The sequence below is a fragment of the Pseudomonas sp. TE6288 genome (assembly GCF_054062095.1).
This window is the reverse complement of sequence record NZ_JBSSEW010000020.1, coordinates 46,572-72,658: the sequence shown is the minus strand read 5'-3', so window position 1 is coordinate 72,658 and position 26,087 is coordinate 46,572. Positions and strand designations below refer to the sequence as shown.

The window sequence follows — 26,087 nt, the reverse complement described above, 5'->3', positions numbered from 1 at the left end:
CACGGGGATTGCTGGCGGCCGGCACCCGTGACCTGACGAGTAACACGATGGCTGATTTACCGATCGATGACCTTAACGTTGCCTCCAACGAGACCTTGATCACCCCTGATCAGCTCAAGAAGGAAATCCCCCTCAGCGCCAAGGCCCTGCAGACCGTGACTGCCGGCCGTGAAGTGGTGCGCAATATCCTCGACGGCAAGGACCATCGCCTGTTCGTGGTGGTCGGCCCGTGCTCGATCCACGACATCAAGGCCGCCCACGAGTACGCCGAGCGCCTGAAGGTATTGGCCGAGGAAGTTTCCGACACCCTGTACCTGGTCATGCGCGTGTACTTCGAGAAGCCACGCACCACCGTCGGCTGGAAAGGCCTGATCAACGACCCGTACCTGGATGACTCGTTCAAGATCCAGGACGGCCTGCACATCGGCCGCCAGTTGCTGCTGGACCTGGCCGAGAAGGGCCTGCCCACCGCCACCGAAGCGCTCGACCCGATCTCCCCGCAGTACCTGCAGGACCTGATCAGCTGGTCGGCCATCGGCGCCCGCACCACCGAATCCCAGACCCACCGCGAGATGGCCTCCGGCCTGTCCTCGGCGGTCGGCTTCAAGAACGGTACCGATGGCGGCCTGACCGTGGCGATCAACGCCCTGCAGTCGGTGTCCAAGCCGCACCGCTTCCTGGGCATCAACCAGGAAGGTGGCGTATCCATCGTCACCACCAAGGGCAACGCCTACGGCCACGTGGTGCTGCGCGGCGGCAACGGCAAGCCCAACTATGACTCGGTGAGTGTCGCCCTGTGCGAACAGGACCTGGCCAAGGCGAAGATCAAGCCGAACATCATGGTCGACTGCAGCCACGCCAACTCCAACAAGGATCCGGCCCTGCAGCCACTGGTCATGGAGAACGTGGCCAACCAGATCCTCGAAGGCAACCAGTCGATCATCGGCCTGATGGTCGAGAGCCACCTGAACTGGGGCTGCCAGGCCATTCCGAAGAACCTCGACGAGCTGCAGTATGGCGTGTCGGTCACCGACGCCTGCATCGACTGGGCCGCCACCGAGAAGACCCTGCGCAGCATGCACGCCAAGCTCAAGGATGTGCTGCCCAAGCGTCAGCGCGGCTGAGAAATCGCGCAAACGAAAACGCCGGGCAATGCCCGGCGTTTTCATGTGTGCGTGCTGCCAGGTCAGGCCTTGCTCGAATGACGCTGCTGGCGCTCCATGTAGCGCTCCACATAAGAGCACGACGGGATGACCGTATAGCCCATCTGCTCGGCGTACTCCAGGGCCTTTTCGGTCAGCGCGGCGGCAATCCCGCGCCCGCGCAGGGCGTTGGGAACGAAGGTGCGATAGATGTCCAGCGTCTGCTTGCCCAGGTCCATGTACGTCAGGTACGCCCGGTGACCGTCCACGGTGGTCTCGAACTGATGACCGGCCTGGTCATGGTGGATGGTCAGCGTTTCGCTCATCACTACTCCTCGCAGGTCTTGTCGGCAGACCCATACCTTACCGATGTGGTTTATCCGGCGGAGGAACCTCCACGCCACCTGTGCCCCTTGGACAGCAGCACGATTTGGATCGTTCTGCGTCGATGGCACCCTCAAATAGTAGGCGGCGCCAGCAAGAATGCTCAAGCTGCCCTGAATGAAAATGCTGACAGCAACGCCTGCACCGCCTGGCAACAGCATCCGGATGTTGTAGGGCTAAGACGCTGACAGACAGTTAAAGTCACCCTTAGTTCAACAAAAAAGTTCCTGTACTACAATCGCTTGCGAACGCTGCCCATGGTTTTCACACTTTGTTTACAAACCCTGTCGCCAGAGCCCTCGGCAGCATTTTTTTTGCAGTTCTTGCGCTCAGTCAGTTTACTTACTACAAGTAATGGGTACTATGTACGCCGGCCAGTTTCTCTTTTCCGAGAGATGGCTATTTAATAGAAAGTCCTTGAAGGGGAACACGATGAACAACGTTCTGAAATTCTCTGCTCTGGCTCTGGCCGCAGTTCTGGCTACCGGTTGCAGCAGCGTATCCAAAGAAACCGAAGCTCGCCTGACTGCTACCGAAGACGCAGCAGCTCGCGCCCAGGCTCGTGCAGACGAAGCCTACCGCAAAGCTGACGACGCTCTGGCAGCTGCTCAGAAGGCTCAGCAGACCGCTGACGAAGCCAACGAGCGCGCTCTGCGTATGCTGGACAAAGCCAGCCGCAAGTAATAATCCTCACGGATTGTTATGGAGCCGACCCACTTGTGGGTCGGCTTTTTTATTGCCTCGAAGAAAGCCTGTTGCTGCAAGGCCAAACAACAGGGGCCGCTTTGCGTCCCATCGCGGGGCAGGCCCACTCCTACAGCGCAGCGCACGCCTACCTGTAGGAGCGGGCTTGCCCCGCGATGGGCCGCAAGGCGACCCCTAAGTGCCCCGCTAGTTAACGGCGGGTAATCGCTTACTGCAATTCCGGTGGAATGCTCGACACCATCGGCGCGCTTGCACCATTGGTAGGCACGGCGATCTCGACCGGCATGCCATCTTCGGCGGCGACCACATCGCGAACCATGTCCCAATTCATGCGCAAGTTGTTGGCCAGGTCTTCACGCTTGAGCAGCGCGTTGATGACGGCGGTGTGCTTGTCGACCACCGACGGATTGCCTTGATCGTCCAGCGGCGTGTGGGCTTCCAGATAGACTTTGCCAGCACTGATACCGAACTTGTACGGCTCGTTGATGATACGTACCGGGGTGCCCACCGGGACCATCTTCGACAGCGTCAGCACATTGTTGTTGAGCATGCGGAAGCAACCGTGACTGGTGCGCATGCCGATACCGAACTTCTTGTTCGAGCCATGGATCAGGTAGCCCGGCACCCCAAGGGTGAACTTGAACGGCCCCAGCGGGTTGTCCGGCCCGGCCGGCACCACGGTCGGCAGGATGTCGCCATCGGCGGCGTGCTCGGCACGGATCGAGGCCGGCGGGGTCCAGGTCGGATTAGGTGTCTTGGCGGTGATCTTGGTGTTCGCGATCGGCGACCCCCAACCCTCGCGACCAATACCCAGCGGGAAGGTATGCACCACGTTCTGCCCTTTCGGGTAGTAGTAGAGGCGGTACTCGGCCAGGTTGATGACAATGCCCTCGCGCGGCCCTGGCGGCAGGATGTAGCGGGTCGGCAGGATGATCTCGGTACCGGCGCCCGGCAGCCATGGGTCGACGCCGGGGTTGGCGGCGATCATCTCCAGGTAGCCAAGGTCGTTGGCGGTGCCGATATCGGCGAAAGTGTCTTCGTACTTGGCCTGGATGGTGTGGACCTGACCGACGACGTCCTCACCGGGGGGTGGCAACGGCAGTTCCAGCGCAACAGCGGGGCCTGTCGCCAGCAAGGCGGCCAGGGTCAGGCTACGGGTGACGGCGGGAAAGCGCGGCAACATCCGGGAAATCCTTCGAAAGGTCAGTCAAGGGAATCGATTGTACACCCGCGCCGAAACAAGCGGGAGGCGCAAGCATTTCAGATGATGAAAGGCACTCAGAGTTCCGGCCACACCGGGCGCATGCCACGCCGCTGGGCATCGAGGATTGCCTTGCACAACTCACACAGGCGCTCGTCACGGTAGATGGCCCGCTCGACACTCGACCAGCGCGGCTGCGCGGGCAGCAGGCCACCGCACAAGGTGCGGTCGACAGGCACGCCGAGCTCGAGCTGGCGGGCGGCGAGGTGGATGCGCACTTCCTGGCAGGCAAACAGGTCGAGCTGCTCGTCGGGCTCGATCAGTTGGTAGGCGTACAGGGACCAGGCAGGGCGCGGCATCGGGGGCACTCGAAACGGGGGGCGCAACATTAGCCGAAAGCGGCCCCCGATAAAAGCATCACAGCAAGGGTTTTATCGCCGGCCAGGCATTTTCCAGCAAGCGCTGCTGGGCGGCGGCTGCAGGGTGGATGCCATCGGCCTGCATCAGCTCCGGCACCCCGCCCACGCCTTCCAGGAAAAACGGCACCAGCGGCACCTTTTTCTCCGTGGCCAGTTGCTCGTAGACCTGGGCGAACGCCGTGGTGTAGCGCACACCGTAGTTGGGGGGCAGGCGCATGCCCAGCAGCACGACCTTGGCCCCCGCATCGCGGGACTGGTCGATCATTGCCGCAAGATTCTGTTGCAATTGCTGCGGTGGCTGCCCGCGCAGGCCATCGTTGCCACCTAACTCCAGCACCACCAGGTCCGGCTTGTGCGCTGCAAGCAGCGCCGACAGCCGCGCCTGGCCGCCCGCGCTGGTGTCGCCGCTGATGGAGGCATTGACCACCTGGTCGTCAAAACCCTCCTTGCGCAGTTGTTGTTGCAGCAGGTTGACCCAACCCTGACGGGTATCCAGGCCAAAACCGGCGCTGATACTATCGCCCACGACCAGCAATGTTCCCGCTGCCGCGCCCTGGGCCAGGCAACACAGGGCCAGACCGGCACTCAACCACCACACTCGCATCGGATTCTCCATGAGCCCCAGCATTCTCGTTGCGCAGAACCTTAGCAAAGTGGTCCCCAGCGCGGAAGGCGACCTGACCATCCTCCACGCGCTCTCCCTCGACCTCGCCCAAGGCGACAGCCTGGCCATCGTCGGTGCCTCCGGTTCCGGCAAGTCCACGCTGTTGGGCCTGCTCGCCGGGCTCGACCGGCCGAGTGCCGGCAAGGTGATACTGGCCGGACACGACCTCGGCCCCCTCGACGAGGACCAGCGCGCCCGGGTGCGCGCCGAGCACGTCGGCTTCGTGTTCCAGTCGTTCCAACTGCTCGACAGCCTCAACGCCCTGGAGAACGTCATGCTGCCGCTGGAGCTCGACGGTCGCCGCGATGCCCGCGAGCACGCTCGCGATCTGCTCGAGCGGGTCGGCCTGGGCAAACGCCTGAGCCACACGCCGCGCCAGCTCTCCGGCGGCGAGCAGCAGCGGGTGGCGATCGCCCGCGCCTTCGCCGCACAACCGGCCGTGCTGTTCGCCGACGAGCCCACCGGCAACCTCGACAGCCACACCGGCGAGCGCATCAGCGACCTTTTGTTCGAACTGAACCAGGAGCGCGGCACGACACTGGTGCTGGTAACCCACGACGAACGCCTGGCCAAGCGCTGCCGCCGCCTGATCCGCCTGGGTGCCGGACGCCTGGTGACGCCCCTGGAGCCCTGATGACCCGCCTATCGTTCCCACGCCTGTGCACCCTTGCGCTGCGCCAGTTGCTGCGTGACGCGCGCGCCAGCGAAGTCCGCGTGCTGTTCTTCGCCCTGCTGGTTGCGGTGGCGGCCAGCACCGCCATCGGCTACTTCGGCGCTCGCCTGAACGGCGCCATGCAGTTGCGCGCCAGCGAGTTCCTCGGCGCCGACCTGGTCCTGCAGGGCAGTGCCCCACCCGCCGCGCAGCAGATCGCCAGCGGCACCGCGCTGGGCCTGCGTCATGCGCGGGTGGTGGAGTTCACCAGCGTGGTTGGCGGCGACAGCGGCATCCAGCTTTCCAGCATCAAGGCGGCCGACTCCGCCTACCCGCTGCGCGGCCAATTGCGCAGCGCCCCGGCGCCCTATACCGCAGAGACGCCCGGTGGCGGCCCGGCGCCGGGAGAGGCCTGGGTCGAACCGCGCCTGCTCGCGGCGCTCGGCCTGGCCATCGGCGACAGCATCGACGTCGGCATGAAGACCCTGCGCATGAGCCGCGTGCTGACCTACGAGCCCGACCGCGCCGGCAACTTCTACAGCCTGACCCCTCGGGTGCTGATGAACCTCGCCGACCTGGACGCCACCGGCGTCATCCAGCCGGGCAGCCGGGTCAGCTACCGCGACCTGTGGCGCGGTGATATCGACGCCTTGCAAACGTACCGGCAGGCGGCGGAAAAAAGCTTGGCCGCCAACCAGCGCCTGCTCGACACTCGCGACGGTAACCGGCAGATCGGCGGCGCACTGGGCAAGGCCGAGCGTTACCTGAACATGGCGAGCCTGGTGGCGGTGCTGCTGGCCGGCGTCGCCGTGGCCTTGTCGGCCAGCCGCTACGCCGCGCGGCGCCTGGATGCCAGTGCCCTGCTGCGCTGCCTGGGCCTGTCCCGGCACCAGGCCCTTGGCCTTTACAGCCTGCAACTGGCAATGCTCGGTGTCGCCGCTGCAGTCATCGGCGCACTGCTCGGCTGGATCGCCCAGCTGGGGTTGTTCCGCCTGCTCGAAGGGCTGCTACCCAGCCAGGTGCCGCCCGGCGGCCTCACCCCGGCGCTGGCCGGCATCGGCACCGGATTGGTAGCCCTGGCCGGCTTCGCCTTGCCGCCCCTGGCAGCCCTGGGTCGCGTGCCGCCGCTACGGGTCCTGCGCCGCGACCTATTGCCACTGCCACCGAGCAGCTGGTTGGTGTACGGCGCCGCACTGCTCGCCCTGGGCCTGATCATGTGGCGCCTGAGCCTGGACTTGCTGCTGACCTTCGCCCTGCTCGGCGGCGGGCTGATCGCCGCCTTGCTGCTGGGGGGGTTACTGTTGCTCGGCCTGCGCAGCCTGCGCCGGCTGCTGGCCGGCGCGCCGCTGGCCTGGCGGTTGGGGCTCGGGCAGTTGCTGCGTCACCCGCTGGCCGCCGCCGGCCAGGCCCTGGCCTTCGGCCTGATCCTCCTGGCAATGGGCCTGGTCGCCCTGCTGCGGGCGGAACTGCTCGACACCTGGCAGGCGCAGTTGCCCAAGGACGCGCCGAATCATTTCGCCCTGAACATCCTGCCCGATGAGCGCCAGCCGTTCGCCGAGCGCCTGGCCCAGATCAACGCCACCGCCGCGCCGCTGTACCCGGTGATTCCCGGCCGCCTGACCCATATCAACGAGCAGCCGGTGCGCCAGCTGGTCAGCAAGGAATCCACTGGCGAGCGCGCCATCCAGCGTGACCTCAGCCTGACCTGGGCCGCCGAGCTGCCCCAGGGCAATGCCCTGAGCGCCGGCCAATGGTGGCAGCAGACACCCGCCAACGATGAAGCCCCCGGGGTTTCCGTGGAGGCGGAGCTGGCGCAGAGCCTGCACCTGCAACTGGGCGACCTGCTGACCTTCGACATCGGCGGCCAGCAACGCCAGGCCCGGGTCAGCAGCCTGCGCAGCGTGCATTGGGACAGCTTCCAGCCAAACTTCTACATGATCTTCCAGCCGGGCACCTTGCAAGGCCTGCCCACCACCTACCTCACCAGCTTCTACCTGGCGCCGGGCCACGACCAGGAAATCGTCGCGCTGTCCCGGGCGTTCCCGGCGGTGACCGTGCTGCAGGTCGATGCGCTGCTCGCCCAGCTGCGCAGCATCCTCGCCCAAGTCACCCTGGCGGTGGAGTACGTGCTGTTGTTCGTGCTGGCTGCGGGGCTGGCGGTACTGTTTGCCGGCCTGCAGGCGACCCTCGACGAACGCATCCGCCAAGGTGCCCTGCTGCGGGCCCTGGGAGCAGCACGCCCGCTGCTGGTAAAGGCACGACGCATCGAGTTCGGCCTGCTCGGCGCCGCCAGCGGCCTGCTCGCGGCACTCGGCTGCGAGCTGATCACCTTCGGCCTGTACCGCCATGCCTTCGACCTGGCCTGGGCGCCGCACCCAGCGCTGCTCCTGCTGCCGCTGCTGGGCGCGCTGCTGATCGGCGCCGCCGGTGGCTATGGCACCCGGCGGGCACTGAACAGCAGCCCGCTGACCGTGCTGCGCGAGGGTTGAGCCCTGCGCAGGCCAGGGTTCAGGGCTGGCTGGCCTGTAGGCGGCCGCGCAGGCGCAGCCGGCCCACCACCCCCGCCATGAGTACTATCGGGGCAGCGACGGCGATCGCCAGATGGTTCAGGTCCAGCGGCGGGATGCAACTGAGGAACAGTGAGTACAGGGCGCCGGCCATCATCTGCAGAAAGAAGAACTGCCCCGACGACATGCCGACGTCCTGGCTGACGCAACGCAACAACCCTGCCTGCGTGATCGGAATGACCATACCGGTACAGACCAGCAGCGCGATCATCGGCAGCAGGAACAACAGTGTACCCGGGCCCACCAACAGCAGCCCCAGGGACAGGCTTATGCAACCTCCCAAGCCGATCATCGCGGCGAGCGCCAGCAGCGCGTCCAGGTCGTGGGTCTGGCTCAGGCGCCGCGCGATGGTGCTGCCCGCCACATAGCCACAGGCACAGGCGCCGATCAGCGCGCCATACTCCAGCTCACTGAAACCCAGCACCTGCTGGAAGGCATGGGACGACGACGACAGCAGGGCGAAGTAGCTCATCCACACCAGGCTGATGCAGGCCGCATTGCGCCGATAGCCAGGGTTGCCCATATTGCGCCGGTACACGCGCCAGATGGCGCCAACCGAGCCGATCGGCTGCCCGCCGCCTGCCGTGGGCCGGGTAAGTCCGACGAACACCAGCAACACCAGCAGGTTGAATGCGCCGGCACACACCAGCACCCCGCGCCACCCCAGCTCAGGCAGCACAGCACCGGCCAGCAATGGCACCACGCAAGGCGTGACGGCAGTGGCCGAGGCCAGGGTGCTCAGAACCGGCAGACGTTGCGCTTCGGGGTACACCTCCCTGACGACCAGGCGTGTGGTCACGGTACTGACGCAGCCGCCCAGCGATTGCAGCAAACGGCCGAGGATGAACAGAGTGAAGCCCTCGGCGCTGGCCGCCAGCAAGGCGCCGACCACCGACAGCGCCAGACCGCCCAACTGCACGGCCCTGGGGCCGAACCGATCGGAAAGCAGCCCGGCCATGATCACCGATACGGCGTAGCCGACCATATACACCACAAGCGTGTTCTGCACGCTCGCCATCCCCACATGAAGGTCCTGAGCCAACCGCGCCGATGCCGGCACCATCACGCCCAGCCCCACCTGCGGCACCACCACGGCGCTCAACAGCGCCAGGGTCAACCAGGGACTCGCGCTCGGCGCACTCATGCCCGCATCACCTGTTCGTAGTGCGGGGCCAGCAACATGGGCAACCACTGCAGAACCGTCATGACTCGTTGACTCCTTGCAAAGAATGAATACCGGTTCCGTCTACGCCTGGGCGCACAATGGAATCGGGTGCGCTTCTTTGCGCACCGCAACAAGTTGTTACGTGGATTGAGCTTAGGGATTGCGCTGGCTACCATGAAGGTCCATTAAGCCTTCCTGCATGTGGACCACTTATGGCCAGAGGCAAACAACCGCTTGCCCTTGACCTTGCCCTGCCGTTCGAGCTGTGCGCCAAACCTTCGGCCCGCAAGCACCAACTGCTCTATGCCTTCCTGCAAGATCTGCTCGCCTGTGGCCATCTGACGCCCGGCACACGCCTGCCCTCCACCCGTACCCTCGCCCAGCGGTGGGGAGTGGCGCGGGGCACCGTCGAGCTGGTTTTCGAACAACTCGCCCTGGAAGGTTGCATCCTGCGCCGACAAGGCGCGGGCTCAGTGGTCGCACCGCTGCGTCCCGACGCGCTGATCGCGGCCAACGAACAGCCCCTGGCCACGCTCGCTTGCCCCCGTGAGCCCGCGCCCTGCGTCAGCCCTGCCGCCCTGCCAGAAGCCCGGTTGCAGACGGGCGTGCCCTTCGTCGCCCGGCTGGCAGACCCGACGCTGCTTGAACAGCGTCATCTGCAACTGGCCGCCGATGCCCTTGCGACAATCACCGAGAGCGTTCCGCACGCAGGTGACATGTTGCTGCGCAAGGCTATAGCGGCGCACATCCGTCTCTATCGGGGCATCGAGTGCGACGTCGAGGCTATCGTCGTGACCCAGGGCATTCGCCACACCCTGCACTTCATCAGCCAGTGGCTGGAACAGGACGACGCCATCGCCCTGGAGGATCCGGGCTACTCCTGGGCCGCACGCATGTTCGAACAGACCGGCAGACGGGTGATCTGCGTCGCCGTGGACCAGGCAGGCCTGGACGTCGAACAACTGGCCACGCACGACCACGTCCGCGCGGTGCACACCACCCCCGCGCACCAGGCTCCGCTGGGCATCTGCATGAGCGTCCAGCGACGCCAGGCGCTGCTGGACTGGGCACAGACCCGAGATGCCTACATCGTCGAGGATGATTACGACAGCGAATACAACTATGCCTGCGCGCCACTGCCGGCGATCAAGGCGCTCGACCAGCATGACCGGGTGCTGTTCTGCGGCAGCTTCAACAAGACCTTGTTCAGCGGGCTGAGGCTGGGATTCGCGGTCGTACCGCGAACCTTGCGCGCACGGTTCATCGACTGGCTGGCGGCAACGGGGCAGACGCCGGGGATCATCGCCCAGCGGACGGTGCGCCAGTATCTGCTGCGCGGTCACTATGAACGGCACCTGCGCATCGCAAGGCAGACCTACCAACGCCGCCGGGACCTGCTGCTCAAGCGCCTCGCGGCAGAGCCAGGCATGACCGTCAGCGGCGAGCAATCCGGCCTGCACTTCGTCCTCTGGTTGCCCAACGGCGTCAGTGAGCAGGCGTTCTGCGAGCGGGCCCGGCAATGCGGGCTGGTGTTGCAGCCGATCGGTCTGTTCTGCCGCAAACACACCTGGCCCGCCGGCGTGCTGATCGGTTATGCAGCGCTCACCGATGAGCAGATCGCAGCAGCGGCACAAGTGCTGGTAGAGGTCTATCGGGCATCGCTACCCGGGTAGCTGATGCGGTTGACGTACCAGGTTGCCTCACCCGGGGGGGTGTGCACCACCACCTCGTCGCCCTCCTCCTTCTTGAGCAACGCCCGGGCCATGGGCGAGTCGATGGAGATATAGTCGTTGCGCCCGTGGATCTCGTCATAGCCGACGATGCGAAAGCGCAACGAGTACTCGACCACCACGACGTCTTCCAGGCGCTTGCGCAGGTAACGCACGCGGCGGTCGATCTCGCGCAGCAGCTTCTTGTTGTACTGGTATTATCACCCCAACCCCAGAACAGCATTAGCGATCCAACCAAGCAGCACTTCCACACTGGACGTACCCCGCACCTGCCGAATCCATCCAAGCAGCCTGAGGCGGCTTCACCCTGCCCGCATATTCTGGTGCACCAGAGAGATCACGGAGGGAGAACTGTTAAGCCCACCTTTGCAGCAACAGACGAACACCCATTCAGCAGCTCCGTTCGCCCCAAACAACCGGTCTCATAGCAAAGCCGCTGCGTCACTCAAGAAGCGGCGCCTCAGAAGCCACCCGGAAAGTCCTAGGCATAGGCCCTAAGTACTGCCCTATCGGAAGCTGTTCAAACAGCAATCCAAGGCGTGGTAGTCTCGCTTGGATTTGACTTGGATCATCATCTCGGCGGCGATTGCCTAAGGACATCTCCTGGCGGCTCCGTCCCCATTGATCCAGGTGCCACCGTATCTGTATCAGGAGTAGAGGTTGCCGACCAACATCATCACCAGAGAAGGGCACGCTGCTCTGAAGGCTGAACTAGACCACCTCTGGCACACCTACCGTCCCGAAATCACTCAGAAGGTTACCTGGGCCGCCTCTCTAGGGGATCGGAGTGAGAACGCGGATTACCAATACAACAAAAAGCTTCTTCGAGAGATTGATCGTCGGATCAGATACCTCCGGAAGCGGTTGGAGGACATCCGGGTTGTCAACTATGCCCCCGAGCAAGAGGGCAAAGTCTTCTTTGGCGCCTGGGTTGAGATCGACAATGAAGATGGTGAGAGCAAGCGATTCCGAATCGTCGGGTACGATGAGATCTACGGTCGGAAGGACTACATCTCGATTGATTCCCCCATGGCCCGCGCCCTACTGAAGAAAGAGGAAGGGGACGAGGTCGTGGTGCAGACTCCGACGGGCGAAGCGACTTGGTTCATCGCTAGCATTTCCTACGAACAGCCTGCCCACGGGTAGCCCCTTCCACCAGGATTCGGCAGCCTTGCTTGCACCACGGGGGAGCCAGCGCCTACAAACAGGTCGGACAGGATCGGTTGTCAGCAAAGATCGATCCTCGAAGGCAATTTGGCCCGCCTGAAGCGCGCTCAACAACGCTTGCTGATCAACCAACCACTGCGGGCGGTATTGATCAACCACGCATGGGGCTTCATTCGCTGCAGCTCAGCACGCCCCACGATGTTTCTGGAGCGCTCGCTGAGCACCCTATGGAGGGTAGCGATATCCGCCTGCTCAAAGAGGGTGTCCTTGCTGACCCGCGCCCCCCAATGATCTGCCCGTCCAGGACGCCATCGAGCAGATCAGGCGCTTGGAAAATGGTTATGGCGCCTGAGAAATCTTCGCTCCAATAGATGAAGCAGAGAGACGATGGCTAATCGACCACACTGAGCCGCCCCCAGCTTTGCGCCCCAAGGCTCTGGTCACACGCTGTTGGCCCGACCACCGCTTGATCGCTTAAGATCTATCAGGGCATCAAAGCCTCTTTGCTCGACAGGCCGTGTTTCAGCAGTGTTGCTAACAACTCTGCGTCAAGCGGTTATAGAACCAACGCATATATATTTTGATCAAGAAACTCATCCCCTATACGCTCTGCTTTTTTAAGTGTGCCCTCATAACTGAAACCACAGCGCAATGCCAGCGCATTGCTTTTTCCATTTTTTACGGCAGCCTTGATAACGAAGCGGCATATCTGGCTTTTTTCCACATAAATTTCAATCAGTTTTTTTACCGCAGCTGATAGAACGCCCTTCCCTTGCATATCAACATCCAACCAGTAACCTAAATAAGCGGTTTTATTCACGAGATCCATCGAATTAAAAGACAGAACACCGCAGGGCTTACCTGACTCACAAAGTATATACGTTTTGGAGATATCTTCTTGATGTTCCTTTGAGCATGAAATTAAAAACTCCTCTACGTCTTTCGAACACCTTGTGCTTCTAGGCCAGTGCATATACCTTTCAAAGTTTTTTTTATTTTTTGTTATGAGCTCGAACAAGTCCTTAGCGTATGAAGGCTTAGCGTTGACCAAAGACAGAGTTTCTGTAATTTTAATGTCTTCGGATACGCAATAAATGTCGTCAAGCACCAGACAATTAGGCTTGGATGGCGACCGACATAAACCAAGACGTCTGTCGTCGTACTTATAAACCACAGGCTTACACCTGACCCACTGAGTCATAGTTTGAAGGTCATACGCTCCACACCCTTTTATAAGGAAATGATCATTTTCCTTGAGAGAAAACGTTTCCCCGAGAGCTGTAATGTAATCCGCTTCGAAGCAATTAAAACCCACTAAGTACTGAGCGTGACGCGTCGGTGCTTCTGGAAAATTTGATACGGGTACGATCGAATGAGCCCACTGATGGATTGAGGGAACCCAGTTTGAAGCTACGTTTGTTTGGAGAAGCTCTATACCATTACGCCACTTAGTACTAAAAACCCTACCGCAGAGATAGCCATAATCCTCACTGAGGCATCTACCCGGCTCAAAGATGTAACGCCAATGCTGATTTACTTGCCCAAACAATGCTTGAGCTTTTTGAGCGATTTCTTTAAAAAAAATGTCAGCAGAGGGTGTTTTGATGTTGATATCTTTTGAGAATGAGTCTGCTGGAAAACCGCTTCCCAAGTCTAGTATTCCTCGCTCCGGCATATGTTTGACTAGGAAAGAAGCCCATAGCGCCAGCGTGTCAGTTATGGCTGTCGTCGCCGGCAGATTTGACCCAGCATTAAGATGAAATCCGACATGCTCTATGCACTCGTACCTGCGAAGGCAGGGCAAGAGAATTTCTTCAAACTCATTTGATGTACAGCCGAAGCGGGAATATCCAGTGTCTCGATAAAGATGCGATAAGCGAATTATGATCTGGCATTTCTTTCTGATGCTCGAACATATAGACCCTAGCCTCTCGACTTCACTAATGCTATCAACCTGCACCAGCACCTCGTGCTTAACAGCGAACAACAGTTCGTCATCAAGCTTAAGCGGGCCATCAAAAATTATTTGGCTGCTTTCAAAGCCTGCTTGTAACGCTAAATTGATTTCCTCTATTGAACAGGCCTCCACCCAGTAATGGTTATCTTTGAGCATTTGACAAAACGCCCCTAAATTACACGATTTCAACGAAGCCGCGAGCACGACCCCATCAAAGTGCTTTTTTGCAGAATGCATAAAGCTTTCCGCTTTCGCTCGGGCACTTTCAAGATCAAAAATGAAAAAAGGCCGATCAGGGCTGGCCTCCTCTAAGATATGATTCCGGACAGTCTCCATGAATTTTTCCGGGGGAGCTATTTGTGCCATGTCTGGAAAGCCACTCCTTGAAAATCTTTCTGAGCGTTCAAGCTTTTTCGAATTTCAAAAAAGTGACTATATAAAGCTTCTTGTTGATCCGTCGCCATAGCTCTAGTTTCAGGATTTTCTTGACATAAATAACGCCTTACACGCATTGCCAGTGCATCCTCACTTTCAGCAAACAGTTCGTACGTAAATTCGGAGCCGAGTGTAAATCCATGCTCCGTAAAAAATTCCTTCCAATAATCGTATGTCCAAGAGGGTTCTGGACGCCAGCCTAGTGCTTTCTCGACCGCATTTAGTATAAATTCCGGGGGCGTCAACCTGAAAAAAAAGTTTGAGATGCACAAGATTCCAGCATGCTTTAGAACTCGATGGCATTCTGACAATGCGCGCTGGCGATCTTGGATGAAACCAAAGTTACAACCACCTAGCACATGAGTGAATGACTCATTTTCGAATGGCAATGCGCAAGCATCGGCCACTAAGTATTGTAATTTATCGGCCGCATTTAGTTCGTTTGTTTTTTCATTAGCAACGCTGACTGCAGCACTACTTGTATCAATACCTACGGCCCGGCTTCCTACCTGCTCATAACAATACCTTGAACTAAATCCTGTAGAGCAAGCTAAATCTAGAAGATAAGAGCCAGAGGTAACAGTCGACGCCTCGATCAAATAGTCGAGCGCATGACTTGCACCAGGAGGTGTATTCTCTTGCTGCATGAATGCTACAAGATCAGGATAGGTCATAGAACTGAAGTCTACGCGTTTGGTGTTCACGAGATATCCTTCCGAGAAAGCATAATTAGAGATAGATGCGAAGACAAGCTTCGCATCTATTTAGAGTCAAGCTGGTGCAGATCCGCTTAAAGACCTACAGCTTTAGACGAGCTCTAATTGCACATCGAATGCTGGTGAGCACTCGGAAGTGTGCAGACGCTGGCAAGAGACTCCTTGAGTTGTTCATGTTTAGTAAAGGGTGCGACTGGTTGGCCCGCTGCATTGACTTGAAGCTGCGCCTCAGTCTCAACCGGTGCCGGTGGCAAAGCAGTAGCCTGTACGGCAGGCGAACTTGCCAAGATAACTGAAGCGATACCGAGCAATTTCTTATCCATGTTACATTCCTTTGTTTTCCGTGAGAACGATTATCGTTCCTGATTATAGTTGCGACTTATAGCTCTTTTGTCAAGCATCTTTTTAAAGTCGCGCAATAATTCTACCTCTCCTATGCAGACAGCTTAAAATGTTAACTCACTTCGCTTACTTGCAACTCCCTAAACACCGGATGGATAGTCAACCTTACAAGCTTACAGGATCATTCTAGAGCTATCCCAGCGCTCTATTCTGGATTCAAATCCTTTGAATGTGTGTGTTGCCAGTGCAGAAATCAAATTGCTGCTTAGCATCGACGCAAGACTGAAATTTACTGGGCCGTAGCTCGGCATTATGCCGCTTGGCAACCTTGTGAGTGGTGCCGATACGTCACGCCTGACGCTGGGCGCAAGGTTTTTCGCATCGCTTGGATTAAATAGGAGCGATGTACTGAAGCAATGAAGATATCCACCAGACACAACGGGTATATCGAACTCCTCTGCGATAAAAACACCATCTCTCGCGAGAGTAGGAGGGTCGTCAGCAGTTATAACGGCGCCTTGAACATCTGAAATAAGTTCCCTCAGCAACTCAAGTGAGCAGGGTTTCACGTGAGTTACTACGCTCAGATTTTCAAACCTTGCAGTCAGCGCCTTCTTGAGTACGTCCACTTTATAGCTTCCTACATCTGCAAGCGTCCAAAAGAGCTGGCGATTCAAGTTACTCTTTTCTACCACGTCATGATCGGTTAGTATTAGATTTCGTATACCCGCACCTGCTAACAGCATCGCCACTGAACTTCCGATTCCTCCACAACCAGCAATTATAATTTTGGAGTTCTTCAGTATTTCCATGTCGGCTATTACATCTGCACACTGGCGTGCAACACTCAAGAAGTAGCTCGTCGTTCTGCTGGTTACAGGATCTTGAAGAAGCTGCTTCACTTGTTCAATTTCATCGTGCGCACCTTGGATTAAAGCTCCACATTCCTTCAGGGCCTGCTCCAGCGATTGTTCGTCTCCACTTCTGAAACTCGAAATTCCTTTAGGGCCATTTATAATGGTCTCATCGGATTCCCGGGAAAACAGTACGGAGGGCGCAATAATGGCAACCGGCTTGCCGTGTTTGTAGTAAACTAAATCGTCCATGACTACCTCTTATGTCCGCATGACGCTTTTGAAATAAACGATTAGGAATGGGAAAAGTTTAAGGCTGGTTCAGCTGTCATCTTTTTCCGGTAGTGGAGGCTTTCAAGGCCTGAGAAATCACTGGGAAGCTGGGTGAAGGGCTAATCAAGCGCACGCGGGACAAACCTAGCAGCTCTGATCTAGTTCGCGCCGTGCTGGAGCTGAAGGCCAGCGGCATGTCGAAAACAGAGGTGAGTCGAGCGCTTGATTTACCGGAAGCGACTGTCAGTTGTTATAGGCTCAAGAACTGCCTGGCTAGAAAGGGATTTGTGGTCTTAGGCTCTGTATGAAAAGCCTTGATACTCGGTGATGCTGCGTTGGAAACAGCCTCGGAATGCTCATTTACAACCCGTAAAGTCGGGCGCGACTCCGACCGTTCCTCGGCTGTTTTCGCCTTGCCTGACCTTCGTCTCAAGACTTTTCATACAGACCCTAGCGGTTCATTTCCAGCACACTTCACAAGAAGCGATGGTGCTGGCTGACAACATTCGCCAGTGGATCGAAGTGGGAGTTCCACCGCGGGAAATCGCAGTATTGATGCCTCGTCAGGTAGACGACTATGGCTCGGCCCTGATGGCGGAGCTTGTCAGGCGGGGCATTACTTCAAGGAATGACAGCGAGCTGCAGGACTTGCCAAAAGAGCCTGCAGGCCGGCTGATGATCGACTACCTCACCTGCCTGTATGGCAAAGGCCAATCGGATGCCTGGGCGCGTCTGATGGACTTGTTCACCCCCTATGAGGAGGCCAGCGCATCCGCAGCAGGCGCAAGGCGCCCACCGAGAGACCGAGCTTAACGAAAAACGCTTGGCCGCGACACGCCGCTCAACGGCGGGTGATCAGGCCCTGGCGGGCGATGCGGGTGAGCTGGCCGATGACCTCGTCGGCATCCTGCGCCGCGGGGGCCTGGATCACGGCCAGGTCGAAGCGGTCGTTGCCATACTGATCGAGCTGGTCACAGCTGTCGGAGAACTGGATGAGGAAGGCACAGGCCTGGCCCTTGCGCCGGGAGAAGCCATCGAGATTGCGCAAAAGCGTGGGTTGATGCTGGCCGCCGAGCAGGATGCGCGGGGTACGGGAAGCCTGGTTCTTGGCCAGGGGGGTCAAACAGACACTGGTACGTGGGCAACTCATGGAGTCTCTCTCCGCCTCGCTGATCCCGCTGGGCAGCGGTGGGAGGCGTCACCGAACCAGCGCTTTAGCGGTATTTCGGATGACCCACCGGGGCCTCTCCTGCGCCCCGCAAGTAGCTGTTTAAATCGGCGCAATCGGTATGCTAGAGGGACACGCCGCAAGTTACAAGCTGCAAGTTGATCGCTTTGACCACTTGCAGCTTGAGGCTTGAAGCTTGCAGCTTTATTTCAGCGTGCGATCACATGGTCCAGCGACAGGCGGCCCGCGCCTTCGATCAGCACCGCCACGGTGCCGGCCAGCAGCGCCAGGGCGAACTCATAACCGTTGTTGGACATGAACAACCCGTTGCCGATATGCACCGAGAAGATCGCCACCACCAGGGTCACGCTGAGTGCCAGCGCAGCCGGGCGGGCCAAAAGGCCGACCACCAGCGCCAGGCCGCCAAAGAACTCGGCGCTACCGGACAGCAGCGCCATGAGGTAGCCCGGAGCCAGGCCGATGCTTTCCATCCACTGGCCGGTGCCTTCCAGGCCGTAGCCACCGAACAGGCCGAAGAGTTTCTGCGCGCCGTGGGCCATGAAGATGACACCGACCAGGATGCGCACGACGCTCAGGCCGTAGCCGGCGCGGGTGTTGAAAAGGGCTTTCAGGGAGTTGTTCATGAGGCGCTTCCTTGTTTGAGCGGGTGTGTGTTGGATGGGCGCCATCATAATCAAGTCATCGAATAATAAAATCGCAAAAAACGCGCAATTAATATCGAATAATTTGATTTGATCAGCGCTTGGCCACCCGCTCCAGGGAGGCACGCTCGCGGTTGAACGCGAGGTAGTACTTGTTGACGCTGTTGACGAAACTCACCGGCCCCATGCCCACCTGCTCCATGGCGATACGCTCGGTCTGGAAGAACCACTGGTTGCCATTGAGTCCCCGTCGCCGGGCTTCGGCGCGCATGGCCTGGACCCGCTCCGGCCCGAGGTTGTAGGCGGCCAGGATGAACGCCATGCGCTCGCGCTCGTTGAGCTGGGGGCTGGCGAAGAACTTGCGGCGGATCAGCGCCAGGTAGCGGGCACTGGCCTGGACATTGCCATCCACCGTGGCGGTGTTGCTCACGCCTACCCGCTGGGCCGCCGACGGCGTGATCTGCATCAGCCCGTGGGCACCGCCGGTGCCACGCGCCTTGGGATCGAGGGTGGACTCCTTGAACGCCAGGGCGGCCAGGTTGAGCCAGTCGAACTGCTGGTCGCCGCCATGTTTCTGCAGCACCGGGCGCAACGCGGCCAAGCGTTGGCGGTCCTGGCGAGCCAAGGGGTTATGCACCCGGTACTGGCGCCGGTAGATGCGCTCGAACGCCGCGTCCTGGTTGTCGGGCGCACGGTAGGTGGCCAGGAAGCGGTCCACCGCCGCACGCAACATCGGCGCATCCTTGCGCAGATACCAGCGCATGGCCTGGGGCGGAGCCAGCTGCAGCTTGCTGTCGACCCGCAGGCGCGGCATCACCCGCGCCCAGCGCTGGGCGATGGGACGCTCCACCACGGTCAGCGGGTAGATGCCCGCCTGGACCATCTCCAGCACATCCTCCACCGCCAGCGTCGGGTCGACCCACTCCACCTTGATCGGTGCCCGCTTGCGCAGCGCCAACTGCTGGTTGATCGCCTCGATCGCCGGCCCTGCGGCACTGGCGGTGGTCAGGGCGATGGTGCGCCCGGACAGCTGTTCGGCACGGTTGTAGCCGCGCTCGCCCTTGCGCCCGACCAGTTGCAAGGGAACCTGGTCGAGCACTGGCGCGCTGGCATCGACGCCGCGCACCACGCCAGGGTCGAGCAGTTCACCGGGCGCGGCAAGATCGCCCTCGCCGCGCTGCAGCGCACCAAGCAACTGTTCCTTGGCGCGGGGGATGATCTTCAGGGTGATTTCCTGGCCGTCGGCGACCCGGGCATTGAGGGCGTGCTCCAGGGCACGCAGGCGGTAGTACTCGATCCCGACCGGTTCACCCTTTACCTCGCCGGAGCTGTTGCGGCTCTGGTTGACCAACACCCGCAGCACCTTGCTCGAGCGGATCTGCGTCAGGTCACGGGCCTGGCTGGCAGGCACATGCTGCTGCGGCCCCGCCTCGCCGGCAGCGACCGGCCCGGCGGCCAGCAACCCGGACAGCAACAGGCTGGTGAAAAAGGTTCGCACCATGGCGGTAAGGGTCCGAGGGCGGTTGGCAGGCACCATGCGCTGTGATCGATCCGTGATAAATGACCGCAACAGACCACGGCAAACGTTTGAAGTTCTTGGCTTTTTCGCGATATCTGGGTTTTTGCTATGCTGGCCGCCCCGCGGCAAGAGGTAGCACCATGCAACTGATCGATATCGGCGTCAACCTGACCAACAGCAGTTTCCGCGACCAGCAGGCCGCTATCGTCGAGCGTGCCGTGGAAGCCGGCGTGGCACAGATGGTCCTCACCGGCACCAGCCTGGATGTCAGCGCCGAGGCGCTTGAACTGTGCCAGCGCCTGGACGAGCCCGGCCAGCGTCTGTTCGGTACTGCCGGCGTGCACCCCCACGATGCCAGCCACTGGAGCGCCGACAGCGAACGCCAACTGCGCGAACTGCTCGCTCAGCCACGGGTCGTGGCCGTGGGCGAATGCGGCCTGGACTTCAACCGCGACTTCTCCCCACGCCCCGCCCAGGAAAAGGCCCTGGAGGCGCAGCTGGCGCTGGCGGTCGAGCTGCGCCTGCCGGTGTTCCTCCACGAGCGCGAGGCAAGCGAACGCCTGCTGGCGATCCTCAAAGGCTACCGCGACCACCTGAGCGCGGCGGTGGTGCACTGCTTCACCGGTGAACGCCAGGCACTGTTCGCCTACCTCGACATGGACCTGCATATCGGCATCACCGGCTGGATCTGCGACGAGCGTCGTGGCACCCACCTGCACCCACTGGTCGGCAGCATCCCGCAAGGCCGCCTGATGCTGGAAAGCGACGCGCCCTACCTGCTGCCCCGAAGCCTCAGGCCCAAGCCGAAGAACGGTCGCAACGAGCCTGCGTTCCTTCCCGAAGTGCTGCGCGAGGTGGCACAGCACCGCGGCGAAGCGATGGAGCACACCGCCGCCCATACCAGCACCTGCGCCCGCGCGTTCTTCGGCCTGCCTGAGGTTTCTTGACGCATATCAACGAGGCTTCTGGCCTTGGCGGGCACAATGATGGCACCTTGCCAATAATGTTTCCGCCAACTCAGAGAAGACCTACCATGGGTGCCTGGCTTAGCAACGTTTCCCTCAAATACAAGTTCTGGGCCGTCAACGCAGTGGCCTTCGTCACCACGCTGATGCTGGTGCTCTACGCGGTGCACCTGGAGCAACAAGCCCGCGCCAGCGGCGCCCGGGCGCAAGCGCAGGCCCAGGCCGAACTGCTGGCAGCCTGGCCCGCCGGACAGGCACTGCCCACGCAGGCCAACCTGATCACCTGGCGCAACGGCCAGACGCCGCAATTTGCCGGCGAACCACTCGAGGCCCTGCGCGATGCCCAAGGCTGGGTCGATCTGCCCGGGGCCTGGATCCTCGGCGACAACCCGCTGCGCGGCGCCCAGGTATTGCGCCGGGGCGAGCAGCACATCGCCGTGCTTGCCCAGTCCCCCAGCCTGCGTCAGGTCTATTTCGACCGCTTCAGCAACTATGCCGTGTGCGTGCTGATCCTGATGCTGGCGATGCTGTGCGCCTCGCAGTTGCTGATCCGCTTCCTGCTCAGCCAGCTCAACACCCTCAAGGATGTGATGCTGCATGTGGAAAAGACTGGCGACCTCTCGGCCCGGGTGCCGCTGGCCTGCGGCGACGAGGTCGGGCAGATGGCCGGTGCCTTCAACGCCATGCAGACCACTTACCACCGCGTGGTCAGCACCGTCGCGCGCACCGCCGCGCAGCTGGATTCGGGGGCCGCGCGCCTGGCCGGCAGCATGGACGAGGTGCGCCACGGCATGATCGGCCAGCAGAGCGAGACCGACCAGGCGGCCACCGCAATCAACGAGATGACCGCCACGGTACACCATATCGCCCAGCACGCCGGCGCCACCCGCGACCTGTCGCAGACCGCCGACACCCTGGCCGGCAGCGGCCAGGCCGTGGTCAGCCGCGTGCAGGATTCGATTGCCGGGCTGTCCAGTGGTGTGCAGCAGACCGCCGAAATGATCCGCCAGTTGGCCGACGACAGCCAGAAGATCAATGGCGTGGTGGGGGTCATCCACAGCATCGCCGAACAGACCAACCTGCTTGCCCTCAACGCCGCCATCGAGGCCGCCCGGGCCGGCGACCTGGGCCGGGGCTTCGCCGTGGTCGCCGACGAGGTGCGCAACCTGGCCAAGCGCGTGCAGACCTCCACCGACGAGATCACCAGCATGGTCGCCGACCTGCAGGCCGGCACCCGCGACGCGGTGGATTTCATGCAGGAAAGCTCGTATAAGGCCGACGATTGCGTCAAGCAGGCGCGCGAAGCCGGCGAGGCCCTGGCCGAGATCACCAGCGCGGTGGCACAGATGCGCGAAAGCAACACCCAGATCGCCGTGGCCGCCGAGCAGCAGAGCCAAGTGGCCGAGGAAATGAACCGCGCCGTCGTCAGCATCCGCGACGTGACCGAAGAGACCGTGCAGCAGACCGTGGGCTCGGCCACCACCAGCAGCGAACTGGCGACCCTCGCCGGCGAACTGAACAAGGCCATCGGCCAGCTCAAGCTTTGACCAGCACTGGCTATGGTCACCATAGCCAGCCTCGATTGGCCCCCCTGCGGGGGCCGCACTAAGCTTTGGACAGACCCCTGAGGATCCGTCCATGAGCAAACGACTGCCCAACCTGCCCGCCTGGCAATGGCGCGGCTACCACCACAATCACCGCCACCCCACCAACCTGGTGCTGCATCTGATCGCAGTGCCGCTGTTCATCCTGGGCGCGCTGCTGGTGCTGTCGGGGCTGTTCGCGCTGGACCTGTCGCAGATCGCCGTGGGCGTCATTGCGTTGGCCGCCGGGTTGGGCCTGCAACGCCATGGGCACCGCCTGGAAGCCGAGCAGCCCGAGCCTTTCGCCAATCGCCAGGATGCCCTGCAGCGGCTGCTCACCGAGCAATTCATCACCTTCCCGCGCTTCGTGCTCAGCGGCGCCTGGTGGCGAGCGTGGCGCGAGCGGCACAAGCACGGGAAATGACAAGATCGAGCACACAGCGCCGCTGACGCGGCGCATCGCCGGCAAGCCCGCTCTCACAGGAATGGTGTATGACCCAGCGTTAACACGATCGGAGTGGGAGCCGGCTTGCCGGTGATGGGGCGCAAAGCGGCCCCTGTCCAGTGTCCTGCCAGACTCAGGCGAACACGGTCACCGTCTGCCGACTCAATGCCAACAGTTCCCCTTCAGCCGTCCACAACGCCGCGGCTGCATGCCCATAGCCATCACGGGCATACTCGGTCTCGACCACATAGCGGCACCAGTCGAGGGTCGATAGTTGCGGCGTGGGCTGCACGAATTCGATGGTCCAGGTCAGCGTGCTACCGGCGGCGGGCTGCTTGAGATATGGCAGCAGGCTGGGCGGCCAGGCATCGACCAGCGCCAGCAGGTGCGCCACCCCGACCGGCTCCTCGGCGACATCACGCAGGCGTACCCAACCGCCCATATGCCGTGAGTCATTGCCACTGAACGGCAGGCCGCCCACCGCCCAGCGAAACGCCACGTGCTGCATGAATTCCGGTGTAATGCCCTTGATGAAGGGCAGCTCCGGTGCCGCCTCCTGCAGCGGCTTCATCGGCATCGCGGCTGGCGCGTCGACCGCCACCACGGAAGGACGACCGGCACCGAAACTGCCCTGCACCAGGGTCACCACCTGGCCATCCTGCACGGCGCGTCCCAGCAAGGTGCTGACCGCCTTGCCCTCGCGCAGCACCTCAACCTCCAGGCTGATCGGCACATCCGGCGCCGCCGGGCCGACGAAGGTGATGGCCAGCGAACGCACCGGGCGGTTGTCGCCGAGCTTCTGGCGCATCGCTTCGTGCACCATCGCCGCCATCAGGCCGCCGAACACCGCGCGGCCCTGGGCCCAGCCAGCCGGCACGCTGACCGCCTCGGGGTGAGCGCGCGCGGCTGTCAGCAATTCTGTGAAGTTCATGTGCCAGGGCTCCTGCGCGAAAAGAACCGATAGTAACCAGCGATCACGCCAGCCACAGCCCGCATTTCGGTCATTTGCCGGGACTAACGGCGCGCCAGGGCTTTTTGCAATGCCTCGAGGGTCAGATCCGAGCGCCCCTCGGCAGCATGCAGCTCATGCTCCCAGGCCACCTTGCAGCCCGCCAGGTCGCTGTGCTCATGTACCTGCAGCAACCACTGCACGCGGTCATGCCAGTCGCCAAGATCGCCTTGCGCCTTTTTCAACAGCCGCTGCAGCCCCTTGCCGGCATGCTCGAGTTGGGGGTAGGCCTCGTCCCCATAGCGAACGCGCTTGATCAGCAGGCGCAGACGATGCCGATCATGGGCCGGGTCGTCCAGCGCCCTGGCCAGCTTGCGCCATTGCTTCTCGAGGCGCTTGTCGATGCGCCTGCGCATGCCTTGCGTCAAGCCTTCGCGGTCGGCAGCACGCAAAAACAGCGGAAAGGCGTCGAGGATTGCCAGCACCCGAGTAAGCTGGGCACTGGACGCGACGCCGGCAAAGGTCCGTGCCCTCCCCTCCTGGCGGCGCTCGCCGGCCTGCACATGACCGCGCCCGACCAGTTGCGCGGCCAGCACTTCACGGTCACGCAACGGTGTGGTGAGCGTGCCCAGTGCCCCCGCCGCTTCCTCCAACTGCTCGACACCCGGCAAGCCACGCAAAGGCCGCAACAAACTGCGCAGCCGCCGTAGGGTGGTGCGCAGGTCGTGCAGCGCCTCGCTGTCGGTATCGGCGGCGAGGCGCTCGCGACAGGCCAGCATTCCCACCTGCAGGGCCAGGACCCTGGAAACCACATGGTCGATCATGCTCGGCATGTGACGCTCCTCACTCAACGCCCGGCGCGGGACTCACGAATGTAGAAACGCGCTTTCTCGGCCTTGTGGGTACAACCTTCAAAGCCTTCGAACTGCTGCTGGGTCTTGGCACCGGTCAGCAGCGACAACGCCTTGGAATAGCTCACGGTGCCGGCAAAGCCTTCGGCCTTGGCCAGGTCAAGTTCCTTCCAGGCGGCATCGAGCTGGGTCGCGCAACTGTCACGGTAGGCCGTCTTGCCCGCGCAGCCGGCCAAGGCCAGGGCAATCAGAGGAAGGGTGATCCAGGCTTTCATCGGTAATACCTCGAGGGTGGAAACTGAAGTGGCCGTTCGACGGCAAAGCAAACAAAAAGTGCCCTGCTCAGCGTAGTCCAGCACGGACTACATTGAAGCACAGGCGGCATGGGTGCATTGTTGGACCATGGTTGCACAGGCACGGGGGGAAAAATCATGGGCAAACGCGTGGCGTTGGTGCTGGGCTCCGGCGGGGCCCGAGGGTACGCGCACATCGGTGTGATCGAGGAGATCGAACGCCGCGGCTACGAGATCGCGTGCATCGCCGGTTGCTCCATGGGCGCGGTGATCGGCGGCATCTACGCCGCCGGCAAGCTCGACGAGTACCGCAGCTGGATCGAGAGCCTGGACTACCTCGACGTGCTGCGCCTGGTCGATGTCAGCTTTCGCCTGGGCGCCATTCGTGGCGACAAGGTGTTCGGGCAGATCCGCAAGATCGTCGGTGAAATCAACATCGAGCAATTGCGCATTCCCTACACAGCGGTCGCCACCGACCTGACCAACCAGCAGGAAATATGGTTCCAGGAGGGCTGCTTGCACCAGGCCATGCGCGCCTCGGCGGCCATTCCCAGCCTGTTCACCCCGGTGGTGCAAGGTAATCGCATGCTGGTCGATGGCGGTATTCTCAATCCGTTGCCGATCGTCCCGGTGGTGTCCAGCCACTGCGACCTGATCATCGCCGTCAACCTCAACGCCACCAACCAGAAGCAGTATCAGTTGCCGGTGATCGAGCGCCCGGCGGCGTTCAAGATGCGTTTCGACGCCTTGATCAGCTCGCTGGGGTCGCGCCTGCCGTTCCGGCGCAAGCCGGCCGAACAGCTGATCCGCCTGGAGCAGGAGATCGTCGCCGAAGGGCTGGCCTCATCCAACCCCTGGCTGGGCGAGAGCGCCGAACCGCAGGGCCAGCAGCCGGCGGCGGCGCCACAGAGCGAAGGCGCGCCCAAGTCGGCCACTGGCTCGTTCATCGTCGACAACGTCGGCCCCGCGTCCTTGCTGGACCTGATCAACCAGAGTTTCGAAGTGATGCAGACGTCGTTGGCGCAGTACAAGATCGCCGGGTATCCGCCGGATGTACTGATCAACGTACCCAAGCGGGTGTGCCGGTTCTTCGAGTTCTACAAGGCGCCGGAGCTGATCGCCCTGGGGCGGGAGATCGCCCGGGACACGCTGGACAACCATGAGGGAATCCGGCGCCCCTGAAACAAGTCCGTGCACACCTGCCGCAGGTCGTCATGCAGGAGCGGGCTTGCCCCGCGATGAACCAAAGCCAGAAACGAAACAGGCCGCATAAGCGGCC

Annotated in this window: 26 protein-coding genes and 2 pseudogenes; 11 read left to right on the top strand and 17 right to left on the bottom strand. The window is 61.4% G+C overall.

Going from position 1 to position 26,087, the window contains the following annotated elements:
• The first annotated feature begins 47 nt into the window (after window positions 1-47).
• Window positions 48-1,124: a 3-deoxy-7-phosphoheptulonate synthase gene (locus tag ACVWY1_RS20805; RefSeq protein ID WP_011533136.1), complete on the top strand. Its 1,077-nt coding sequence runs from the start codon at window positions 48-50 to the stop codon at window positions 1,122-1,124.
• Between the two features lie 62 nt (window positions 1,125-1,186).
• Here the strand turns inward: ACVWY1_RS20805 and ACVWY1_RS20800 are convergent, their stop codons facing one another.
• Window positions 1,187-1,468, bottom strand: coding sequence for a GNAT family N-acetyltransferase (locus tag ACVWY1_RS20800; protein ID WP_031315036.1), 282 nt, complete (start codon window positions 1,466-1,468; stop codon window positions 1,187-1,189).
• A 490-nt stretch (window positions 1,469-1,958) separates the two neighbouring features.
• Here ACVWY1_RS20800 and oprI point away from each other — a divergent pair, with 490 nt between their 5' ends.
• Window positions 1,959-2,210 (top strand): outer membrane lipoprotei OprI, encoded by a 252-nt coding sequence (gene oprI / locus ACVWY1_RS20795; protein WP_003259780.1) that lies wholly within the window; start codon window positions 1,959-1,961, stop codon window positions 2,208-2,210.
• Between the two features lie 229 nt (window positions 2,211-2,439).
• Here oprI and ACVWY1_RS20790 read toward each other — a convergent pair whose 3' ends face one another.
• From ACVWY1_RS20790 to ACVWY1_RS20780, 3 genes are all read right to left on the bottom strand, one after another.
• Entirely contained in the window at window positions 2,440-3,414 is a 975-nt protein-coding gene (locus ACVWY1_RS20790; protein WP_102683257.1) for a L,D-transpeptidase family protein, read from the bottom strand.
• A gap of 95 nt (window positions 3,415-3,509) precedes the next feature.
• The gene (locus ACVWY1_RS20785; RefSeq protein ID WP_102683256.1) at window positions 3,510-3,791 is read right to left on the bottom strand and encodes a hypothetical protein; all 282 of its coding nucleotides are present in this window, start codon (window positions 3,789-3,791) and stop codon (window positions 3,510-3,512) included.
• A gap of 58 nt (window positions 3,792-3,849) precedes the next feature.
• Window positions 3,850-4,455 carry an arylesterase gene (locus tag ACVWY1_RS20780; RefSeq protein WP_277504973.1) on the bottom strand — a complete coding sequence of 202 codons (606 nt, stop codon included), beginning with the start codon at window positions 4,453-4,455 and terminating at the stop codon, window positions 3,850-3,852.
• Window positions 4,456-4,465: 10 nt separating this feature from the next.
• On the opposite strand from ACVWY1_RS20780, the gene ACVWY1_RS20775 reads away from it, so the two are divergent.
• Window positions 4,466-5,149 carry an ABC transporter ATP-binding protein gene (locus ACVWY1_RS20775; RefSeq protein ID WP_457378697.1) on the top strand — a complete coding sequence of 228 codons (684 nt, stop codon included), beginning with the start codon at window positions 4,466-4,468 and terminating at the stop codon, window positions 5,147-5,149.
• The gene (locus tag ACVWY1_RS20770) at window positions 5,149-7,656 is read left to right on the top strand and encodes an ABC transporter permease (RefSeq protein ID WP_102683253.1); all 2,508 of its coding nucleotides are present in this window, start codon (window positions 5,149-5,151) and stop codon (window positions 7,654-7,656) included. Before ACVWY1_RS20775 ends, ACVWY1_RS20770 begins: the two co-directional genes overlap by 1 nt.
• 19 nt (window positions 7,657-7,675) lie before the next feature.
• Here the strand turns inward: ACVWY1_RS20770 and ACVWY1_RS20765 are convergent, their stop codons facing one another.
• Window positions 7,676-8,878, bottom strand: coding sequence for an MFS transporter (locus tag ACVWY1_RS20765; RefSeq protein WP_457378696.1), 1,203 nt, complete (start codon window positions 8,876-8,878; stop codon window positions 7,676-7,678).
• A gap of 233 nt (window positions 8,879-9,111) precedes the next feature.
• Here ACVWY1_RS20765 and pdxR point away from each other — a divergent pair, with 233 nt between their 5' ends.
• Entirely contained in the window at window positions 9,112-10,572 is a 1,461-nt protein-coding gene (pdxR, locus tag ACVWY1_RS20760) for a MocR-like pyridoxine biosynthesis transcription factor PdxR (protein ID WP_457378695.1), read from the top strand.
• Here the strand turns inward: pdxR and ACVWY1_RS20755 are convergent.
• Window positions 10,548-10,826 (bottom strand): annotated as a pseudogene (locus tag ACVWY1_RS20755) (GreA/GreB family elongation factor); the annotation flags it as partial. The gene pdxR and the pseudogene ACVWY1_RS20755 sit on opposite strands and share 25 nt — an antisense overlap.
• Before the next feature lie 463 nt (window positions 10,827-11,289).
• Between ACVWY1_RS20755 and greB the strand changes: the two are divergent.
• Window positions 11,290-11,775: a transcription elongation factor GreB gene (gene greB, locus ACVWY1_RS20750; RefSeq protein ID WP_139669909.1), complete on the top strand. Its 486-nt coding sequence runs from the start codon at window positions 11,290-11,292 to the stop codon at window positions 11,773-11,775.
• Window positions 11,776-11,903: 128 nt separating this feature from the next.
• Here the strand turns inward: greB and ACVWY1_RS20745 are convergent.
• The 5 genes and pseudogenes from ACVWY1_RS20745 to ACVWY1_RS20725 all read right to left on the bottom strand — a co-directional run.
• Window positions 11,904-12,065, bottom strand: a pseudogene (locus tag ACVWY1_RS20745) (NAD(P)-dependent oxidoreductase); the annotation flags it as partial.
• Between the two features lie 287 nt (window positions 12,066-12,352).
• The gene (locus ACVWY1_RS20740; RefSeq protein ID WP_457378694.1) at window positions 12,353-14,119 is read right to left on the bottom strand and encodes a GNAT family N-acetyltransferase; all 1,767 of its coding nucleotides are present in this window, start codon (window positions 14,117-14,119) and stop codon (window positions 12,353-12,355) included.
• Complete coding sequence (locus ACVWY1_RS20735; protein ID WP_207238350.1) at window positions 14,107-14,892, bottom strand: class I SAM-dependent methyltransferase; 786 nt, start codon at window positions 14,890-14,892, stop codon at window positions 14,107-14,109. The genes ACVWY1_RS20740 and ACVWY1_RS20735 overlap by 13 nt, the downstream gene beginning before the upstream one ends.
• A 113-nt stretch (window positions 14,893-15,005) precedes the next feature.
• Window positions 15,006-15,227: a hypothetical protein gene (locus ACVWY1_RS20730; RefSeq protein ID WP_146022594.1), complete on the bottom strand. Its 222-nt coding sequence runs from the start codon at window positions 15,225-15,227 to the stop codon at window positions 15,006-15,008.
• Between the two features lie 192 nt (window positions 15,228-15,419).
• Complete coding sequence (locus tag ACVWY1_RS20725; RefSeq protein ID WP_277504981.1) at window positions 15,420-16,352, bottom strand: ThiF family adenylyltransferase; 933 nt, start codon at window positions 16,350-16,352, stop codon at window positions 15,420-15,422.
• 348 nt (window positions 16,353-16,700) lie between these two features.
• Here ACVWY1_RS20725 and ACVWY1_RS20720 point away from each other — a divergent pair, with 348 nt between their 5' ends.
• Window positions 16,701-17,186, top strand: a complete 486-nt coding sequence (locus ACVWY1_RS20720; RefSeq protein WP_457378693.1) for a hypothetical protein — start codon at window positions 16,701-16,703, stop codon at window positions 17,184-17,186.
• Between the two features lie 28 nt (window positions 17,187-17,214).
• Here the strand turns inward: ACVWY1_RS20720 and ACVWY1_RS20715 are convergent, their stop codons facing one another.
• The 3 genes from ACVWY1_RS20715 to ACVWY1_RS20705 form a co-directional block, all read right to left on the bottom strand.
• Window positions 17,215-17,523, bottom strand: a complete 309-nt coding sequence (locus ACVWY1_RS20715) for a hypothetical protein (protein ID WP_046854898.1) — start codon at window positions 17,521-17,523, stop codon at window positions 17,215-17,217.
• Window positions 17,524-17,750: 227 nt separating this feature from the next.
• Window positions 17,751-18,185: a DoxX family protein gene (locus tag ACVWY1_RS20710; RefSeq protein WP_102683246.1), complete on the bottom strand. Its 435-nt coding sequence runs from the start codon at window positions 18,183-18,185 to the stop codon at window positions 17,751-17,753.
• Window positions 18,186-18,297: 112 nt separating this feature from the next.
• Window positions 18,298-19,704, bottom strand: a complete 1,407-nt coding sequence (locus ACVWY1_RS20705; protein ID WP_102683284.1) for an MltF family protein — start codon at window positions 19,702-19,704, stop codon at window positions 18,298-18,300.
• Window positions 19,705-19,862: 158 nt separating this feature from the next.
• Here ACVWY1_RS20705 and ACVWY1_RS20700 point away from each other — a divergent pair, with 158 nt between their 5' ends.
• The 3 genes from ACVWY1_RS20700 (at window position 19,863) to ACVWY1_RS20690 (ending at window position 22,694) form a co-directional block, all read left to right on the top strand.
• Window positions 19,863-20,669: a TatD family hydrolase gene (locus ACVWY1_RS20700; RefSeq protein WP_139669897.1), complete on the top strand. Its 807-nt coding sequence runs from the start codon at window positions 19,863-19,865 to the stop codon at window positions 20,667-20,669.
• Window positions 20,670-20,755: 86 nt separating this feature from the next.
• Window positions 20,756-22,234 (top strand): methyl-accepting chemotaxis protein, encoded by a 1,479-nt coding sequence (locus ACVWY1_RS20695; protein WP_139669895.1) that lies wholly within the window; start codon window positions 20,756-20,758, stop codon window positions 22,232-22,234.
• Window positions 22,235-22,325: 91 nt separating this feature from the next.
• Window positions 22,326-22,694, top strand: coding sequence for an Mpo1-like protein (locus tag ACVWY1_RS20690; protein WP_139669893.1), 369 nt, complete (start codon window positions 22,326-22,328; stop codon window positions 22,692-22,694).
• 154 nt (window positions 22,695-22,848) lie between these two features.
• Here the strand turns inward: ACVWY1_RS20690 and ACVWY1_RS20685 are convergent, their stop codons facing one another.
• The 3 genes from ACVWY1_RS20685 to ACVWY1_RS20675 all read right to left on the bottom strand — a co-directional run bounded on the left by ACVWY1_RS20685 (window position 22,849) and on the right by ACVWY1_RS20675 (window position 24,790).
• The gene (locus ACVWY1_RS20685) at window positions 22,849-23,646 is read right to left on the bottom strand and encodes an acyl-CoA thioesterase (RefSeq protein ID WP_277504984.1); all 798 of its coding nucleotides are present in this window, start codon (window positions 23,644-23,646) and stop codon (window positions 22,849-22,851) included.
• An 83-nt stretch (window positions 23,647-23,729) separates the two neighbouring features.
• Entirely contained in the window at window positions 23,730-24,497 is a 768-nt protein-coding gene (locus ACVWY1_RS20680; protein WP_277504985.1) for a CHAD domain-containing protein, read from the bottom strand.
• Between the two features lie 14 nt (window positions 24,498-24,511).
• Window positions 24,512-24,790, bottom strand: a complete 279-nt coding sequence (locus tag ACVWY1_RS20675; RefSeq protein WP_102683240.1) for a hypothetical protein — start codon at window positions 24,788-24,790, stop codon at window positions 24,512-24,514.
• A gap of 156 nt (window positions 24,791-24,946) precedes the next feature.
• Between ACVWY1_RS20675 and ACVWY1_RS20670 the strand changes: the two genes are divergently transcribed.
• Complete coding sequence (locus ACVWY1_RS20670) at window positions 24,947-25,990, top strand: patatin-like phospholipase family protein (RefSeq protein WP_102683239.1); 1,044 nt, start codon at window positions 24,947-24,949, stop codon at window positions 25,988-25,990.
• The last annotated feature ends 97 nt before the right edge of the window (window positions 25,991-26,087 follow it).

Bases quoted from the DNA above. Each gene is read 5' to 3' on its own strand.
- ACVWY1_RS20805 (WP_011533136.1), top strand. From the start codon at position 48: ATGGCTGATTTACCGATCGATGACCTTAACGTTGCCTCCAACGAGACC.
- ACVWY1_RS20800 (WP_031315036.1), bottom strand. From the start codon at position 1,468: ATGAGCGAAACGCTGACCATCCACCATGACCAGGCCGGTCATCAGTTC.
- oprI (WP_003259780.1), top strand. From the start codon at position 1,959: ATGAACAACGTTCTGAAATTCTCTGCTCTGGCTCTGGCCGCAGTTCTG.
- ACVWY1_RS20790 (WP_102683257.1), bottom strand. From the start codon at position 3,414: ATGTTGCCGCGCTTTCCCGCCGTCACCCGTAGCCTGACCCTGGCCGCC.
- ACVWY1_RS20785 (WP_102683256.1), bottom strand. From the start codon at position 3,791: ATGCCGCGCCCTGCCTGGTCCCTGTACGCCTACCAACTGATCGAGCCC.
- ACVWY1_RS20780 (WP_277504973.1), bottom strand. From the start codon at position 4,455: ATGCGAGTGTGGTGGTTGAGTGCCGGTCTGGCCCTGTGTTGCCTGGCC.
- ACVWY1_RS20775 (WP_457378697.1), top strand. From the start codon at position 4,466: ATGAGCCCCAGCATTCTCGTTGCGCAGAACCTTAGCAAAGTGGTCCCC.
- ACVWY1_RS20770 (WP_102683253.1), top strand. From the start codon at position 5,149: ATGACCCGCCTATCGTTCCCACGCCTGTGCACCCTTGCGCTGCGCCAG.
- ACVWY1_RS20765 (WP_457378696.1), bottom strand. From the start codon at position 8,878: ATGAGTGCGCCGAGCGCGAGTCCCTGGTTGACCCTGGCGCTGTTGAGC.
- pdxR (WP_457378695.1), top strand. From the start codon at position 9,112: ATGGCCAGAGGCAAACAACCGCTTGCCCTTGACCTTGCCCTGCCGTTC.
- ACVWY1_RS20740 (WP_457378694.1), bottom strand. From the start codon at position 14,119: ATGGCACAAATAGCTCCCCCGGAAAAATTCATGGAGACTGTCCGGAAT.
- ACVWY1_RS20730 (WP_146022594.1), bottom strand. From the start codon at position 15,227: ATGGATAAGAAATTGCTCGGTATCGCTTCAGTTATCTTGGCAAGTTCG.
- ACVWY1_RS20725 (WP_277504981.1), bottom strand. From the start codon at position 16,352: ATGGACGATTTAGTTTACTACAAACACGGCAAGCCGGTTGCCATTATT.
- ACVWY1_RS20720 (WP_457378693.1), top strand. From the start codon at position 16,701: ATGCTGCGTTGGAAACAGCCTCGGAATGCTCATTTACAACCCGTAAAG.
- ACVWY1_RS20715 (WP_046854898.1), bottom strand. From the start codon at position 17,523: ATGAGTTGCCCACGTACCAGTGTCTGTTTGACCCCCCTGGCCAAGAAC.
- ACVWY1_RS20710 (WP_102683246.1), bottom strand. From the start codon at position 18,185: ATGAACAACTCCCTGAAAGCCCTTTTCAACACCCGCGCCGGCTACGGC.
- ACVWY1_RS20705 (WP_102683284.1), bottom strand. From the start codon at position 19,704: ATGGTGCGAACCTTTTTCACCAGCCTGTTGCTGTCCGGGTTGCTGGCC.
- ACVWY1_RS20700 (WP_139669897.1), top strand. From the start codon at position 19,863: ATGCAACTGATCGATATCGGCGTCAACCTGACCAACAGCAGTTTCCGC.
- ACVWY1_RS20695 (WP_139669895.1), top strand. From the start codon at position 20,756: ATGGGTGCCTGGCTTAGCAACGTTTCCCTCAAATACAAGTTCTGGGCC.
- ACVWY1_RS20690 (WP_139669893.1), top strand. From the start codon at position 22,326: ATGAGCAAACGACTGCCCAACCTGCCCGCCTGGCAATGGCGCGGCTAC.
- ACVWY1_RS20685 (WP_277504984.1), bottom strand. From the start codon at position 23,646: ATGAACTTCACAGAATTGCTGACAGCCGCGCGCGCTCACCCCGAGGCG.
- ACVWY1_RS20680 (WP_277504985.1), bottom strand. From the start codon at position 24,497: ATGCCGAGCATGATCGACCATGTGGTTTCCAGGGTCCTGGCCCTGCAG.
- ACVWY1_RS20675 (WP_102683240.1), bottom strand. From the start codon at position 24,790: ATGAAAGCCTGGATCACCCTTCCTCTGATTGCCCTGGCCTTGGCCGGC.
- ACVWY1_RS20670 (WP_102683239.1), top strand. From the start codon at position 24,947: ATGGGCAAACGCGTGGCGTTGGTGCTGGGCTCCGGCGGGGCCCGAGGG.